Raw genomic sequence first — 16,923 nt, 5'->3', positions numbered from 1 at the left:
GTGAGTAGTAATTGGTTTAACAGTGAGTAGTCAATAAGCCCGCGGCGAATGAAACCATTCAACTGCTCACCACTTACTATTCACTAACCTCCCTTAATGCAAATAAAAAAATTATTTTTGCTAAAACGCTATATATGATGTCTTATTCGTGTAAAACAACACTTATTTATATAAGTTTTTTTGTGTGCCTGGTATTTGCCGCCTGCAACCGCAATAAAAAGGTTGATGTAAGCAATATTCCGGTTGATGTAAAGGTGGAACGCTTTGATAAAGATTTCGACCAGTTACGCACAAAACCACTTACCCCGCAAATAGCTGCACTACAAAATAAGTACGGTACGTTTTACCAGGATTTTATTGAACGCGTAATTAAAATAGGTAGTACTGCCGATACAAATTATTATAAAAACCTGCATGATGTTTTTGCGGGGAAGGCTTACACCGATCTTAAACATGATGTTGACGCTGCCTACCCCAACACCGATAAACTGGATGCAGAATTAACAGATGCCTTTCGCCGTATAAAGTACTATTACCCGCAAAAGCAACTGCCTAAAGTGTATGCTTACTTTTCGGGCTTCCAGGCGCAAACTACTATAGGCGATGGTTATTTTGGCATCGGGCTCGATCTTTTCCTCGGTGCCAACTCGCGTTTTTACCCGGCCCTCGTAGAGAGTTTCCCACGTTATATATCGCGCCGTTTTACACCCGATAATATTACCCCGCGCGTGGTAGAAGGCATGGCCCGGGAGGATATGTTCCCGGAGAATGAACAGGATAATTCGCTGCTGGCTAAAATGGTTTATAATGGCAAGATCCTGTATTTTATGGACCAAATATTGCCCGACGTAGCCGATTCAACCAAAATTGGCTATACCGCCAAACAACTCAAATGGTGCGAAGATTTTAAAGGCAATATCTGGGGATTTTTTTTAGAAGAGAACCTGCTTTATGAAACCGATTTCCAAAAGATACAAAAGTACCTGAACGAGGCCCCCTTTACCCCCGGCCTTGGCGATGATAATGAATCGGCACCAAAGCTTGGTGTATGGACAGGCTGGCAAATAGTAAAACAATATATGGAAAAACACCCCAACGTTACCCTGCCCCAGTTAATGGCCGACAGGGACGCGCAAAAGATATTGAACGAAGCGAAGTACCGGCCGAAAAATATTAAAGATTAGAAACGCCGTGCGGTTCTGTTCCACTCAAAAATGGAACAAGCGGAACAAGTGGAACATATTGATAATGAGATGATTGATGTTTTTAAAAAGAAGCCTCTATCTAAACAAAAACTTTCCTGTTTTTTTTTTAATTAAGACTCTGTTGTACAATTAGTTATGAAAATTAAAGTTTTGTTCCACTTTTGGATAATGGAACAAAATTTGAACAATTGCAAAAACACGTAGTTTTACGTGTTTTTTATCACGAAAATTTACTATATTTTTGTTGCTTAAATCCTTTACCTGTTATATGAAAAAACGCTATCCTAAAAGTACCGGCACTATTTTTAAGCTGTGTATTGTTCTACTCATTGCTTGTGTTGCTGTAATTTATGGTTGCCGCAAGGATATTTCCAAACTTGATGATAACCCCACTGCAACTATTACCGACCCTAAAATTGCCAAAGCAAAAAGCTGGTATGAAACCAACTACTCAAAACCCGGAGGAAAACCCACAACTCAAAATACCAATGCCGTAGGCGATGACTTTGACCTGAGCCAATTTTTTAGTCCCAATTGGGCAGCCGCCAAAAACTATGCACGCTTTAATGACGATGTGATAGAAATGCCGATGGATGCCGCTTCGGCAATAGGGCTTAAAGTGGGTTCTGCATCGCAAAGTAACAGCCGTAGTTCGGTATTGATATTAAAGCGGGGCGATACTTACAAAGCCTATGTAATGACGATTGTTGGCTACCCCGAATATCTTAACGCCGATACATCAAAACTGGCGAATAACAGCTATGGCAAGCACGACGCTAACTTTAGCGGTATGGTATACTATACCACCCCGCAGGGCGAATTTGTAGACGGCTATACTTACAAAAACGGCGTTATTAAAGGGCAATTAGTAGATAACTATACTGCTACAACTACAGGCGGCCAGGCTGTACAAAGCATAACCCCCAATGCATATCAGGCCATACAGGTTTGTACTGCCTGGTATCAAAAGGTTGGCGAAGTTTGGGTATACCTAGATACACAATGCCATACAGAAGTTATTGAAGTGCCTGATCCAAGTACCCCTCTGCCACCAATCACCCCACCAAGTAGTGGTGGCGGAGGAGGAGGAGGAGATTCGCCGGGTAGCCCGGATCCATGCCCGCCGCAAGGTACAGTACAAAGCGTAAAAGATGGCAAGGTGGGTAATGCTTTAAAAGTAATGCTACTCAACCCTGGCGATGGCGGTTTCCCGCCACCTGGTGGGGGCGGTGCCCCATGTACCATAAAACCTGTTGAAGACCCTTGTGATAAACTAAAAAAATCAAAAGCGAAATTTGCAGATTCTTTTAATACACAACGAAATGCAGCTATTTTAACGCAGCCGGGTCCTCATGAATTTGGTTCTGATCTTAATTTAACGAGCCTTACCTCTAATACGTATGTAAATACGCCTATAACAACAGATAGTCGGAATGATCTATGGACACCACACTTCACCTGGAATAGTACTGATGGTTACACCGTTGGATCTGCTCATAAACATCCGGGGGGTAATGCCCCTTCACCAGATGATGTATTTTTAATCTTTCAAAACTTACTTAATCCGGCACTTACCAGCACAGGCGCGTCAAATATTAATTTTTATAAGCAAAATGCATATGCAACTGTTATTACCAGTACCGCAACCTACGTTATAACTGTTAATAGTACAGGCTGGGGCCAACTTGGGAGTTTATATGCAAATTTTGATAATGATCCAGATGGATTTGATAATAACTATTTAAGTATTGCGAGAGATTATAAAATTGCAAATAACGTTGATGACGCAACAGCAACAGCATATGCATTAAACAAAATATTTGGTGATGCTATTAATATGTATAAAGCACCTGCGGGTACAACAAGCTATGCTATAGCAGGCATTGATCAGGATGGAAAACTGGTTGTTGTTCCTTGTCCATAATTTTTATAAACTAATAATAAAATGAAAAAAATATTTTTAATACTTATACTAAGCATAATTGGCGGTATAGCCTGTAAAGCTCAATTAATCCACACCAGCGAATTTGTAAAACTAAGTTTGCCAAATGGTACGTATAAAGTTAATAAACAACAAATAAATGCACTTCCAGGTGAAAAGCCGGTTACTAAGATGGATGAGCAAATAAGACCGCCGTATATTTATAACATAGATAACATAATACTAAGTTTCCATAATGTCAACCAAGACTCTATTAATAATAATCTACTTGGGAATAAGATTTTTTTAGATGGGTTAGCCGGAACATTTAAACGCCATGGAAACAATAGCTACACATCAATTATTAAGAATTTAAATAGCAAACAGGTGCTTATTGCTAATTATATAATTAATAGTACCGGATACTATGATTTCTATATTCAAAATGCAGCAAAAACACTGACTTTGGCAGGGAAAATGAAGTACCCCAAAGCAGATGCTGCAAAAGCAGAAGCATTGTTAAACGATATTATCAATAATATACAGTTTACAAAGTAGCAGCGTGGGTAATCAAGGCCTGATGAAAAAGATATTTTTAACACTTACCATAAGTATAATTACGGCCATTACCTGCCAGGCGCAGCTAATCCATACCAGCGATTTTGTGAAGGTAGCTTTGCCCGATGGTGCTTACAAGCTTAATAAGCAACAGGTTGATGCCTTACCGGGGCAATCTTCATTAGTAAAAATGCCCGAGGCGCTTAAATCGCCTTACACATATAATATTCATGGTATTATCTTAAATATGAATAATGTTAACAAGGATTCCATCAATAATAACATGCTTAAGAAAAAAAGATTTTTGGATGAATTAGCGGGTTCATTTAAACGTCACGGGAATAACACTTACACTTCAATTGTTAAGAATTTTAATAATAACCATGCACTTATTACTAATTATATAATTAATAATACAGGTTACTATGAGTTTTATGTCCAAAATGCTGCAAAAACACTGACTTTGGCCGGTAAAATGGAATATAACAAAGCAGATGCTGCAAAGGCAGAGTCATTATTAAATGATATTATCAATAACGTCCAGTTTACAAAGTAACAGCGTGTGTAATGAAGCCCTGAGGAAAAAAATATTTTTAGCTCTTACCTTAAGTATAATTACTGCCCTCAACTGCCACGCGCAACTGATCCACACCAGCGAATTTGTAAAACTAAGTTTGCCAAATGGTACGTATAAACTTAATAAACAACAAATAAATGCACTTCCAGGTGAAAAGCCGGTTACTAAGATGGACGAGCAAATAAGACCGCCGTATATTTATAACATAGATAACATAATACTAAGTTTCCATAATGTCAACCAAGACTCTATTAATAATAATCTACTTGGGAATAAGATTTTTTTAGATGGGTTAGCCGGAACATTTAAACGCCATGGAAACAATAGCTACACATCAATTATTAAGAATTTAAATAGCAAACAGGTGCTTATTGCTAATTATATAATTAATAGTGCCGGATACTATGATTTCTATATTCAAAATGCAGCAAAAACACTGACTTTGGCAGGGAAAATGAAGTACCCCAAAGCAGATGCTGCAAAAGCAGAAGCATTAAACGATATTATCAGTAATATACAGTTTACAAAATAGCAGTGTGAATTCCTCAGGATTGGCTAAAAAGCAACACAAAGTAATGCCTTAAATAAAGGCAAAATTATTGAACGAGGCGAAGTTCAGGCCTAAGAATATTAATAAATAAAATAACCCACAAAAAAAGCGCTGCCGAAACCGGTAGCGCTTTTTTATATCGTATAAAAGATTCTTATTTCAGGATGCCAAAAACAGCTTTAAGGCATAAGCCCGATGCAAATAATAAGATCAGGTTTGAAATTAATGTAGCATGAGGAAACTCTGCAAAACGTAAGTATACACCTACTAAACCTATAACAATGGTAAGAACTAAAAATGTATAGTGGCTTACTGAATTAGCGTTTTCTGTTGACTGTTGCATTTGCTTATGTATTTGGCACAAAAATATAAATGTTTACCGAAAAAGCGATAATCTTTTTTATGAATTAACAGGCTTTTCTTTCTTGCTCCAACCCTGTGGCAGGTTCTCTTCAATCTCAATGTTCTCAAACTCGGCGCTGGCCCTTGAGCCAACCACTTTTGCCCAGGCTGCCATTTTAGCTATGCCCTCTTCTAAACTTACGTTTTTGCTGTTACCAAACACCTTTGCAGCTTTAGAGTGGTCGCTGTGCGCGTGTAAAACTTCTTTACGGGCTTCAAGGTGGGTAACTTTTGGTTGCACGCCAAGTTCTTTGGCAACAACCTGTACCAGTTCGTTAACGGTGTAAGGCCTGTCGGCACCAACGTTAAATACTTCGTTATAAGCGGCAGGTACGTTTACACAATTGGCAATGTGGGGGGCAACATCATCAATATAGCTGAACGCTCGGGTTTGCTCGCCATCGCCAAAAATGGTCATTGGTTTTTCCTGCATTATCTGGTTCATAAAAATACCTATCACGTTACGGTACTTATCGCCAATATTCTGGTTCTCGCCATATACGTTATGCGGGCGGAAGATCACCGAGTTTAAACCAAACATGTGTTTAGCGGCTTTCAAATCCATCTCTACAGCATATTTAGCTACACCATAAGGGTCTTCGGGCTGTGGCACCATGCTCTCCAGCATTGGCAGCTGGCCTGCGCCATATACCGCTATTGATGAGGTAAACACAAAACATTTAACTTTATATAATACAGCCAGGTTAATCAGGTTAACAGATCCAATAAGGTTGTTATTGTAATTAAACCTGCGGATAAAGTGCGATAAGCCTTCGGCGGCATAAGCTGCCAGGTGGTAAACATAATCGAACTTATGCTCGGCAAATAATTTCTCTAACAGCTCAACATCATTTATCGACCCTACAATAAACTCAACACCTTCGGGCACGTGGTCTTCAAAACCGCCGCTCAGGTCATCTAAAACAACAACCTTGTGGCCAAGGTTTAAACAATGCTTTGCTACGTGCGAGCCTATGAACCCGGCCCCGCCGGTTACCAGTGATGTGATCATAATTGTATAAGTATTCTGTTTAGTTTAAATTATTAGTTTTTATTGTGCCTCTCCCAAAGTTAGCGTTATTAGTAATACAAAAGCATTTACTTAACACCGACGGGTTGTGCCGTTGCTGCAACGGCTTGCAAAAACCAGGCCGCATGCGGTATCCATTGCTCTGTCCAGCGCCATTCGTCCCCATTGGCTTCGGTTTTAAAGTCGATACCTGAGCCATCAGGATTGCCGTCCTTACCTGTAACACCGTTAGAAATGCCGCCGCGCTGAGATCCATGCCCAAAATTTGATGCCATATACGGCACATTATTTTTACCAAAGCCATAAATAAAACAACGGTTATAAGGGTTGCCGCCCATTATCCATGATAATTGCTGTGAAGCATACGCACCAAGTGTTGACTTAATTCCCCAGTTAGCCTGCGCCGGGTAAGCCAGCCTGCCGCCCACAATTGCCGCGGTAGCTAATGAGCCAAGTCGCGCATTCTCGCCCTGCCACCACCAGCCAGTCTCGTTTTCGTGCGGGATGAAAAAACCATCCTTTACCTTGCCTTTAAACATAAAGCTTTGGCGGGCATAACCAAACGGGTTGCTTACCTTAGCGGTTACCGCCAGGTTATAATCTAAAGCCTGTTTGATGGTTTTTAATGCTTCAGCGCGATGCGTTTCATCTTTCTCTGCATCCAAATACCTGGATAAGGCTACGATGGGCAAGCCCGCATCAGATGCGTGCCAGTAAGGCCTGCCCGCATCATTTGCCAGGAAGTATCCGGCAGGGCTCATTCTTTTATTAAGATTTGTGGCACGTTTGCGGGCTTCATCGCGGTATAGCGTATCATTGGTAGCTATCCAAAGCTCGGTAGCGGCCATCAGGGCGCAATAATCGTCTATAATATTTTCCTTACCGTCGTCGTCATACTGGGTATTATACAGCAGGAGGTGTGCGAACGCACGTTTGGCGCCATCAAGATATTGCTGCGAAGTAAAGTTGCCGTCTTTTTTCCATTGAGAGATACGGGCCAATGCGGCAATGGCCATACCTCCGCCTTCGCGAAACGCACACTGGTACTGGTTGGTAGTTATGCTGTTGGCCAGCAAACCCACCACCCGGCGCGCGGCCGGGTTTTTATCAAAATAGCTAAACACGATCATGTAAAAATAATCATCGTCAGACAGTGCCCGCATCATGTAATCGGCACCATAAAGGGCTTCCTTATCTAAGGAATCTTTGAGGTTCCATTTGGTTAGCAGAGTGGGGATCTTTTCGGATGTGCTCACCATTGACCAGGTGACCAGCGGAATTTGCTGCGGTGACATGTAATTAGCATAGGCCAGGTGCGAAAAGTATTTGCTTACATCGCCCGAGGCATCGCACCAACCGCCGCGCAGGTTAACGGTTTTATCGCTGCCAAAGAGCGGCAAATTCATATCGGCGCTAACCTCTTGCGGGGTGTTGGCGCGTTGCTTGTTGTAATAATGAATAATAGCCGATAGCGTTTGTTTAGCCAAGGCATTGTCGCCAATTTCAAACTTATAAGAGGAATAAAGTGCGCCCGCAACCTTTACCCGCAGGGTGTATTTGCCAGCTTTGGCGAATGATGAGAAATCGGCCTTGTAAAACACCTTACCGGGCCGCCATTCCGTAATAACCTGGGGTGCGCCCAATACGCCTGTAAACGCGATTTTTCCGGCGGCATCAATCAAGTTAAAAGCAACTTTACCTGCAGCTTTAGCATCCAACTGTACTACAGCAGTTTTTGGCGCGTTGCTATCAAACGCTATTTGGTTTACGTATATAACAGGTTTTGCATAAGTGATGAATGGGTGTATAAAAAACAAGCTGAACAGCAATGCCTTGCAGATATTTTTCATTTTTAGTTGTGAGATTGACGTTTAGATGCAAAAAGGCGGTAATATCTTTATTTAAAAGATATTACCGCCTAAAAATAAGCTATTTTAGCAATCAATCAATTTTTTATTGCCCAAACTGATACTGAGCCCGGGCGTACATAAAATTCGGCCCAACCATCGTCGCCAATGGTTATTTCGGCATCGTGTTTGCCCAGGTAATCAACAAAAACCTTACCGGCATGGCGCTGGCCAATTTCCATTTTTTTATTGCCCTCCTCCCCATTTGATATCACTACCGCGCAGCCCGAATTCTCGTGCTCGTCGTCGCCTTCGCGTGTCCAGCCTATGCAATTAGGGTGGTCAAAATAATCGCGCTGCTGCCCATAGGCAATATGCTTGCGGGCGTATAGCAGGCTTTCCAATTCGCCAACCGGGGCCAGTATTATTTCATGGTCGTTACCATCGTCGCCTTTGTCGGTGTATTTTGAGCCGTACAGGTCGGGGTAAAACACACACGGGTAACCACTTTCGCGCAGCAAAATAAGCGCGTAACCTATAGGCTTAAACCAATAATCAACCGGTTGGGTTAATGATTGCAGCGGCTGGGTATCGTGGTTCTCAACCAGTGTAACTGCCCTGTCGGGGTTAGCTGCTACCAGCGTATTATCAAATATGGTGGTCAGGTCGTAACTATTGCCCTGTACCGATGCCTCGTGCAGGTTATTGTGCAGCGGTGCGTCAAAAAGCGACATGCGGCCAGCGGTAGCTTCAATGTATTCCAGTAATAGGCTTACCTCGTAACTCCAGTATTCGCCAACCGTAAATAGTTCTTCGCCTGTTTCGCTACGCATGTGATCCAGCCAGTCGTTATAAAAATCGAAAGAGATATGTTTAATGGCATCCAGGCGCATGCCGTTAAAGCCAACCGTATCGTGGTACCATTTACCCCAGCGTTTTAATTCATCGCGCACGGCGGGGTTGCGGGTATCAATATCATCCAGCATCAGGTAATCAAAGTTTCCGTTCTCGTTACCCACAACATCTTCCCATGCCTCGCCGTATTGGTTTTGTATGCTGAAGATAGCGTTCTCGCCGGTGGCGTTATCATGATCAACCCCGCTAAAGCATTGCCAGTCCCACACAAACTGCGAGTATTTGCCCTGCCTGCCCGGGAAGGTAAACTTAGTAAAAGCCTCAATCTCGTATGGCTCACTTATAAACTCGTTCCGGTTTTCGGGGTTTACCTTGCGCACAGTAACTTTTTCGGCTTCTTCTGCCCCACCCATATGGTTTAGCACCACATCAACATATACGTTTAAACCAGCCCCTTTTGCTGCCTGTACTGCCTCCAGTAATTGCTGTTTTGTGCCGTATTTGGTACGTACCGATCCCTTTTGATCAAACTCGCCAAGGTCATATATGTCGTAAACATCGTACCCAACCGAATATCCGCCTGCCGCGCCTTTTTGCGCCGGTGGCAGCCATACTGCATCTATCCCAATACTTTTCAACCTACCCGACTCATTTTTTAAATGCTCCCATAAACTTCCGTCGCCGGGGTAGTACCATTCAAAAAACTGCAGCATTGTAAAATTTTCCATGTGCCAATATAATTTATCACCGTACAACTTAAGCGGCGGCTTTTAGTTTTGGGTAGATATAAAAAAATCTTTATTTGTTCGCCATGCAATAATATTTTTCGGCCTTGTTAACTTTAGTTACCTTGCTTTTATGGATACCAACGTATTTATATATCTTGAATTTTTAAGAAAAACGCTGTTACCATTGCCCGGCGTAACCGAAAAATTGGCTTACGGCACACCCGCCTTTTATACAGGCAAAAAACTATTTGCCCGCATAAAAGAAGACGGCGAAACACTGGTGATCACAAGCGCAGAACGCGATAAATGGATAGGACTGTATCCTGATGTGTACTTTATTACCGACCATTATTTAAACTATGATTATGTATTAGCCCACCTGGCTAAAGCCGCCCCTGAACAATTGAGGGATGTGCTATTGATTGCATACAGGATAAGGGCCACTAAAAAAACTGGTGGATGAGTTTGATAGGCTGATTAAATCCTCAAGTTTAAATGTATAAAGACAATGCCCCGTCGGGTCTACCGCTTTGTAGAAATATCATAATGTGATTTATGCCGCATAGCGGCTACCCATTTATATAAAGGGTAACACCTAACGGGGCAAAAATTTATTTCGTTTTCTTTACCTACAAAGCGGTAGCCCCTACGGGGCATAGGATATATATATACAGAAAGAAATAACCTGTAACATAAGTTGTTTATTGGCATCATACTTGTAATTAACCCTATATACATTTACCAAAAACATAAACATTATGGGCTTATTAAAATTTATAGCGGTTGGCGCAGCCATCGGGTACGGGATAAACTACATTACCAAAAAGGGCCCTAACGGCCGCTCCATCCTGGATGATATTACCGAGGATGCACCACAATGGTTTGAAAAAGCTAAAAACTTTGCAACCGAAAAAGTAGAGCAGGCGGTAGAACAAGCACGCCCTAACGGCGGATATTGAGCATCAGCCGCAGTTATAATAAAAAAAGCAAAGCCAGCCTAATAAATAGGCTGGCTTTGCTTTTAGCTACCTGTTACTATTCATCGCCTTTGTAAAAACCGGAGCAGTTACAACTGATAACCGTGCAGGCATATACTTATCAAACAGCTTCTTCTACCAAATGTAGGTGTGTAATTGTACATACCAAATTACTGCGTTGCCCACTAAATAATAGTAAGCACTTTGTTCAGTTATTCTTACATTTCCGCTTCCTGTTCACAACTAAATAACGCTGTTCATTTTGTTCATTAATTTGCAGCTAACAAATCAATTTCCTTTATTTATTAAATTGCCTATACATTAGCCTACAAGTGATAAGTTTTTTTTGAATATTGTGAATAAAAAGTATTCTCTTTGAGGGGGACAAAAAAACTTAATTACACAGAATAAATAAACTAAAAATTTAAACTACATGAGTACCGAAACCACTTCGACTAATGACCCCGACGGCACAATACCGGTTGATATTGCAAGAGATTGGGCCGAAAACTGGCGCACTTATCTATCAACCAGCAGCTCTGAATTTATTGCCCGATCGTTTCTTATCCCCATTATTGATTTTCAAAACATTTTGCTTTATAACCCCGATGCAGAAGCTGTAAGAGCGTTTATCGGCCTTGAATCGGCAACAGACCCGCTTAGTGCAAAGCTAATGCTGGTACCTGTAGAGAACGGGCAGGAGGTACTTGTAAAAGCAATAGTTGGCGGAGGATTGGGAGATTCACAAAGTAACATTTATGATTTTACCAAAGCTTGCCCTCCTGAGTGCCCTGTTACGGTTGGAGATACTTTAGACGCGTAATTTTACATTCAATTTCGGATGTTGTTTATAGGCTTTATACATATATTTAAGGCCTATAAACATTATTGATGCTATATTTAATTTACGTAACCTATATTGTCCCGGCTGCCATATTAATACCTGTTTTAACAGGTATTAAAAACTATAACTTTTTAACAAAACCATTAAAGGTTATCCTGTGGTTTTTGGTGTTTCAGGGGTTTGCAAATGTTATTAATTTAACGATGATAGCATTCCACTACTATACAACCCCCTTGTTTCATGTTTATAGCATTTTTGAATTTTTATTTATCTCACTATTTTACAGCAAGTTTTACAGCGTAAAAAAACAAAAAAGTATATACGCTTTAATTGCGGTTTTTACCGTTTTATGTATTATTAATTACCTGTTCATTCAAAACAAAATAGAATTTAATACCTATACACGCCCTTTAGAGGCTATTATTATAATTGTTTACAGTATGCTTTTTATACTTAAGCAAAATAACGAGGAGCAAAATTGGGGAGATGATGCTTATAATTGGATAAACGCCGGGATACTGATCTATTTCGCAAGTTGTTTATTCATGTTTATTTTCAGTAATTATTTACTTGGCGCCGGGAAACTGATTAACAGAATTGTTTGGGGCGCACACGATACCATACTGTTGCTTCAATATATTTTATTCGCCGTAGGACTTTATAAATGCAAAACACAACGGATAACATCTACGTATTAGTAATACTGGGAATGGCAGGGACCTTTTTATTGGTCGTGTCATTCATTTTCTTTTCTATTCGTAACCAAAATAAATTATTAAGGCAACGCCAGCACTTTCAACAAGCTCAGATAGACCACCAAAAAGAGTTGTTACGTGCTGTTATAGAATCGCAGGAGGCCGAACGAAAACGCATTGGGCAGGATCTGCACGATGATGTAGGCACCACGGCATCGGGCTTAAGGTTGCTGATAGAAATGTTTAAGCCAGGTGATGATGTTAAAGCTCATGAGGATTTCACCCAATCTACCAAAACAATTATTGATAAGATAGTTAAAGATGTACGTAACATCTCGCATAACCTATCGCCCTCTACATTAAGATATTACGGCCTGGCAGCAGCAATTAATGAGCACTGCACTATTATCAATCAATCGGGCAAGTTAGAAATAGCGCTCGTAAACAATGCCGAACAAGCTTTAGAAAAACTACCGTTACAAACTTCAACTGCCTTGTACAGGGTTTTAGAAGAATTATTAAACAATACCATAAAACACTCGGGCGCAAGTAAGGCAAACATTAATCTTAACATAGTAAATGATATGTTACACATAGATTATGCTGATAATGGCAAGGGCCTAACCGCAGATGTGGAGTTGGTAAAAAAAGGGATGGGCATGCAAAATATAGAGAGCCGTTTGCTTAATATTAATGCTACTTACTTACTTGAGCCTTACTCTGGCAAAGGTTTCCACATAAAAATTGAAAGCCCTATAGTTTAATTATGAGCCAAATCAATATAGTAATAGTTGATGATCAAAACCTGTTTAGGCAAAGCCTCTCATTGCTTATAAATTCTATCGAGAACTTTAAACTGATGGCAGAGTGCAGCAGTGGCCAGGCATTTATTGAAACACTACAAACTTTTGATATAAAGATTGATATTGCCATAATTGATATGGATATGCCGGGCATGAATGGCATAGAGCTTAATAAATACCTGCAAAACAACTACCCACATATTAAGGTAATTATACTAACTGTACACGCTAACGAACTATTAATATCACAAATGATAAGCGAGGGAGCATCATCCTACCTGGTTAAAAACTGCGATAAGGATGAATTGCTTTTAACCATTAACACTGTATATAAAACTGGCTTTTATTTTAATAAGCAAATAATAAAATCGTTACGGAGCGGTGCTAAAAATCGCCCGGCGTTGCAAGATCTGAGCGGCGCCCCCATTACGTTATCAAAACGTGAAAGCCAGGTGCTTAAATTGCTTTGCAAAGAATACAGCAATGTAGAAATAGCAGCCGAGTTATATATAAGTGTGCGTACTGTTGAAGGGCACCGTGTTGGCCTGATAAACAAAATAAAATGCCGCACCACGGCAGGCCTGGTGCTTTTTGCTATCAAATACCAACTGATTGACGCATCTTTCTAAAACCACGTAAAACTACGTGATTTTAAAATCACGTAGTTACCCCACCCCGCCTATTTTACTATACTACCGGTTAGTTTTATTAATTTCATGATTAATTGCAACAACACCATTACAGATAAGTAAAATTATTTAACCCTCAAACAATCTATACGTTTATAGCAAAAACCAGCCCTGATTTTTGCCGTAACTGAATGACTATATTTACGTATAAATTAAAAACATTATGTAGGGTTCTAAAAATGGATATAGTATTTATTAGCAATCAAATTAAGTATGATATTTTAAATATCTGTGGCCTGCCTGTAGAACAGTCTTATAATTTATTGACGAATACCCCCTTACAATCAATAGGATATGATAAAGACGAAGAATTATGCAGGAAGCTTGAAGAAAAGTTACGCATAGTAGCTGAGGAATATAAAACAGGGAAACGGGTAGCAAAAGGCGATGTATCAAAAAACTTAACTGTACGCCAATGTATTCAGTTAGTTATTGCTTAACAAAAACAAACCATATAAATAGCAGTAGAATAATCGTCATAGATGACTACATTATTACCTCAATACTACGAATTACTAAAAACAGCCGTGTTAACAGAATCGGGGCTATCAACCATAACACCGTGTGATTGTAAGGTAATTTCGGCCAGTATATTTACCAAAACCAGGCAAAGCATTAGCGAAACCACATTAAAACGTATTTATGGTTTTGCCCACAGTAAATTTAAACCCTCATTATTTACCATAGATGTTATGGCTAAATACTGCGGCTACCCAAGTTGGGAAGACTTTTGCCTCGAAAAGGATCAAAACATCGCTAAAACTCAGGATACAAGTGCCGGCTGGGAAATACTTAAATTAAATGCCGGTAAAATAACCAACTTTACGCTACAAGTATTGCGAAATAAATCGGGCATACCGTACAGCCAAACTATTAAAAGACAGTTTCTTGACGAACACTTTAATGAATTTTTAAACGGGAATTATACGGCAACAATACTTGCTGCTCCCGCAGGATATGGTAAAACTATAGCTCTGTGCCACTGGATAGAGGAACGCCTTATATTAAATACGGAAGGCAAAACAAATGATATTATTTTGTTTTTTAGCACAAGTGCGTTAATGAACGCCTTTTTAAGCGGGCGCGACCTTAATCAATGGCTGTTGGCCTTACTGGGCTACACTGCAGACAGTGATATAGCTACCCTGTTTGATACGGAGCAAAAAAAGGGTGGCAATTTTTTCCTGGTGATAGATGACCTGGATGAATATGTTTATAAACCAGAGCAGTTCAAACTACTTCTTAATCAACTGCTTGATATTTTTTCATTGCATCAATTTGTACCATGGTTTAAGTTAATATTATCAATGCGGTCATCTACATGGATAAATAACAAACATGATATAGATAACGGAAAAAGTAGCTGGCTTAAAGGCTTTATAGGCAATGAACAATGGGCTACCAACATCCCCTTATTTAGCCTGCAAGAAATAAAAGAACTTTGTTTAAATATTAACCCCGCCGCTAAAGATTTTGCAGCGGTTGACCTTGCATACGATTTTAATCATCCTTTATATTTTCAGTTTTATTATAAAGAGCATAAAGATAACTTTACACTTACCAATATTGATCATGTTTGTATACATGAGTTAGTCTCGACATTCATTCTTAATAAAATTTACCTCGGCCACCATTCGGCCGAAAAGGTTTTGTTATTAAAAGGTTTAATTGAGCAAATGGATTTTGCCCTACAGATATACGATGTACCAAAAACCAAAGTAAATGCGCTTATTAAACAATACCATAATGCTTATAATGAGCTGATAAGCATTGGTTTTATACGTGAGCTTAACACTAGCTCAGACCTGCACTATCGTACATGTATACAGTTTAGCAATAATAATTTTTTAGAATACACCATAGCCAAAACACTGCTTAATGCCAACAACTTTATATTTGATACAGCACTTATTAAAGGTATAAACACACAATTTGCCGATAACCCGCATAAGCTTTCTGTTTTAAAATGGTGTGTTATATATGCCATTAAAACGGGACAGCAAAAAAGTTTTGACTTGTTGGCTCAAACACAATTAACATTTACAGAAAAATCAAATCTGATCATTTTCCTGGGCGACCTATTCGAGAAAGAATGTTCAGCCGCAAATAAATCAGAATCACTTATACTATATTTTAAGCAGGATTGCAGTAAAGAACTTTTCAATTACTTTTTTGGGCTCGAATTTATTAACATCCAACATGAAAAAACATTGCGTTGTTTATCAAAGTTTGGCCTGGCCAGCCGCAAACGGATCCTAATTTATACAGCGCTTGCAATTTCTGCCGTTATGCGAATGAACCTGACCGACCTGCACAAAAACCTTGTTAAACTGCAAAGTTTCCCACCAGAAGATTATAATAAGTTTTCGATAAACCCGCTACATTGCATTGATGCCATTTATAGTTATTTAAAAAATGGGGTTATAAAAAAGGGGGTATTGGTTGAACTGACGCACTTTTACTTTAACCCGCCTTATGAAGGGAATTACTTTGAAAACAATGCATCAAACGATATGCTTTACCTACTGGGCGCATATACGCTACTGCTTACCAAAAACCCGGTTAAAACCTTACGATACATTAATGTTTTAAAAAAACATTATAAAGAGACCGATTTTACCACCAATTTTGGCTACAATTTTTTCTTAAATATAGCAACTGCCGGGTGCTATTTCCGACTAGGTAAAACCACCCAGCTTGCTGAAATATATTCTATTTATTCCGCATCATTTAAACAGGATGCCAGTGCATTTACAGATTACATGAAAAGTATATTTTATGCATTACGTATAAAAACTAATATCAGCCTAAACAAATACACGCATATTATTGAAGACGTAAAATCGCATTCACAATTAGCACATGATCAAAAGCTATCAAAGATCTTCTTGCTGCTAACTATACTTAATACGCAACAAATAGCCGATATGTACCCGCAGTTTTATAAACAATGCCATTATGAACATACCAAGCTACTGCGCGAGTGCGGCCTCACCGCTAATCTTTATTTTAAAACCACACCGCTATACAATACTTAACCTTCCACCCAATCACAATTACAAAAGGCGTTTACAATGTAAACGCCTTTGTTTTTTAAATAATGTCCCGGGTTTATCATCGTTTACCGATTATTATAACACCAATATGTCCAACCCAATAATAGGTGGGGCTATTTTTTACCATATCGCAATTTGGTATCTAAATGAATATTAGCGGGTTTGCAAAATATTTAGCTGTCAACC

General features: G+C 39.7%; 17 protein-coding genes. 13 read left to right on the top strand and 4 right to left on the bottom strand.

All coding sequences use genetic code 11. The annotated features are described in order from the left end of the window. Window positions 1-134 precede the first annotated feature (134 nt). From gldB to IDJ75_RS00610, 5 genes are all read left to right on the top strand, one after another. A complete protein-coding gene (gene gldB / locus IDJ75_RS00630) occupies window positions 135-1,184 on the top strand; it encodes a gliding motility lipoprotein GldB (protein WP_224746443.1) in 1,050 nt (349 codons plus the stop codon). A 289-nt stretch (window positions 1,185-1,473) separates the two neighbouring features. Continuing rightward, window positions 1,474-3,129 carry a hypothetical protein gene (locus IDJ75_RS00625; RefSeq protein WP_191173685.1) on the top strand — a complete coding sequence of 552 codons (1,656 nt, stop codon included), beginning with the start codon at window positions 1,474-1,476 and terminating at the stop codon, window positions 3,127-3,129. 21 nt (window positions 3,130-3,150) lie between these two features. Beyond that, the gene (locus tag IDJ75_RS00620; RefSeq protein ID WP_191173684.1) at window positions 3,151-3,684 is read left to right on the top strand and encodes a hypothetical protein; all 534 of its coding nucleotides are present in this window, start codon (window positions 3,151-3,153) and stop codon (window positions 3,682-3,684) included. A gap of 22 nt (window positions 3,685-3,706) precedes the next feature. Next, the gene (locus IDJ75_RS00615; protein ID WP_191173683.1) at window positions 3,707-4,240 is read left to right on the top strand and encodes a hypothetical protein; all 534 of its coding nucleotides are present in this window, start codon (window positions 3,707-3,709) and stop codon (window positions 4,238-4,240) included. A gap of 4 nt (window positions 4,241-4,244) precedes the next feature. Next, window positions 4,245-4,793 carry a hypothetical protein gene (locus IDJ75_RS00610; protein ID WP_191173682.1) on the top strand — a complete coding sequence of 183 codons (549 nt, stop codon included), beginning with the start codon at window positions 4,245-4,247 and terminating at the stop codon, window positions 4,791-4,793. 172 nt (window positions 4,794-4,965) lie between these two features. Here the strand turns inward: IDJ75_RS00610 and IDJ75_RS00605 are convergent, their stop codons facing one another. The 4 genes from IDJ75_RS00605 to IDJ75_RS00590 all read right to left on the bottom strand — a co-directional run bounded on the left by IDJ75_RS00605 (window position 4,966) and on the right by IDJ75_RS00590 (window position 9,673). Continuing rightward, complete coding sequence (locus IDJ75_RS00605; protein ID WP_191173681.1) at window positions 4,966-5,154, bottom strand: hypothetical protein; 189 nt, start codon at window positions 5,152-5,154, stop codon at window positions 4,966-4,968. Window positions 5,155-5,211: 57 nt separating this feature from the next. After that, complete coding sequence (locus IDJ75_RS00600) at window positions 5,212-6,225, bottom strand: NAD-dependent epimerase/dehydratase family protein (protein WP_191173680.1); 1,014 nt, start codon at window positions 6,223-6,225, stop codon at window positions 5,212-5,214. 86 nt (window positions 6,226-6,311) lie between these two features. Further along, window positions 6,312-8,093 carry a glycoside hydrolase family 9 protein gene (locus IDJ75_RS00595; protein ID WP_191173679.1) on the bottom strand — a complete coding sequence of 594 codons (1,782 nt, stop codon included), beginning with the start codon at window positions 8,091-8,093 and terminating at the stop codon, window positions 6,312-6,314. 95 nt (window positions 8,094-8,188) lie between these two features. Next, the gene (locus IDJ75_RS00590) at window positions 8,189-9,673 is read right to left on the bottom strand and encodes an alpha-amylase (protein ID WP_191173678.1); all 1,485 of its coding nucleotides are present in this window, start codon (window positions 9,671-9,673) and stop codon (window positions 8,189-8,191) included. Window positions 9,674-9,803: 130 nt separating this feature from the next. Between IDJ75_RS00590 and IDJ75_RS00585 the strand changes: the two genes are divergently transcribed. From IDJ75_RS00585 to IDJ75_RS00550, 8 genes are all read left to right on the top strand, one after another. Beyond that, window positions 9,804-10,136 (top strand): hypothetical protein, encoded by a 333-nt coding sequence (locus tag IDJ75_RS00585; RefSeq protein WP_191173677.1) that lies wholly within the window; start codon window positions 9,804-9,806, stop codon window positions 10,134-10,136. A 295-nt stretch (window positions 10,137-10,431) separates the two neighbouring features. Then, on the top strand, window positions 10,432-10,632 hold the full coding sequence (locus tag IDJ75_RS00580; RefSeq protein WP_191173676.1) for a YtxH domain-containing protein: 201 nt from the start codon (window positions 10,432-10,434) through the stop codon (window positions 10,630-10,632). A 451-nt stretch (window positions 10,633-11,083) separates the two neighbouring features. Further along, complete coding sequence (locus IDJ75_RS00575; protein WP_191173675.1) at window positions 11,084-11,473, top strand: hypothetical protein; 390 nt, start codon at window positions 11,084-11,086, stop codon at window positions 11,471-11,473. A 68-nt stretch (window positions 11,474-11,541) separates the two neighbouring features. Continuing rightward, entirely contained in the window at window positions 11,542-12,192 is a 651-nt protein-coding gene (locus IDJ75_RS00570) for a hypothetical protein (RefSeq protein ID WP_191173674.1), read from the top strand. Next, complete coding sequence (locus IDJ75_RS00565; RefSeq protein WP_191173673.1) at window positions 12,159-12,953, top strand: sensor histidine kinase; 795 nt, start codon at window positions 12,159-12,161, stop codon at window positions 12,951-12,953. The genes IDJ75_RS00570 and IDJ75_RS00565 overlap by 34 nt, the downstream gene beginning before the upstream one ends. A gap of 2 nt (window positions 12,954-12,955) precedes the next feature. Continuing rightward, the gene (locus IDJ75_RS00560) at window positions 12,956-13,621 is read left to right on the top strand and encodes a response regulator (RefSeq protein WP_191173672.1); all 666 of its coding nucleotides are present in this window, start codon (window positions 12,956-12,958) and stop codon (window positions 13,619-13,621) included. A 239-nt stretch (window positions 13,622-13,860) separates the two neighbouring features. Continuing rightward, window positions 13,861-14,121 (top strand): hypothetical protein, encoded by a 261-nt coding sequence (locus IDJ75_RS00555; RefSeq protein WP_191173671.1) that lies wholly within the window; start codon window positions 13,861-13,863, stop codon window positions 14,119-14,121. Between the two features lie 42 nt (window positions 14,122-14,163). Beyond that, entirely contained in the window at window positions 14,164-16,719 is a 2,556-nt protein-coding gene (locus tag IDJ75_RS00550; protein ID WP_191173670.1) for a hypothetical protein, read from the top strand. Window positions 16,720-16,923: the final 204 nt, after the last annotated feature.

Source organism: Mucilaginibacter rigui (assembly GCF_014773275.1).
GTDB lineage: Bacteria > Bacteroidota > Bacteroidia > Sphingobacteriales > Sphingobacteriaceae > Mucilaginibacter > Mucilaginibacter rigui_A.
This window is presented reverse-complemented; position numbering and strand designations above follow the sequence as displayed.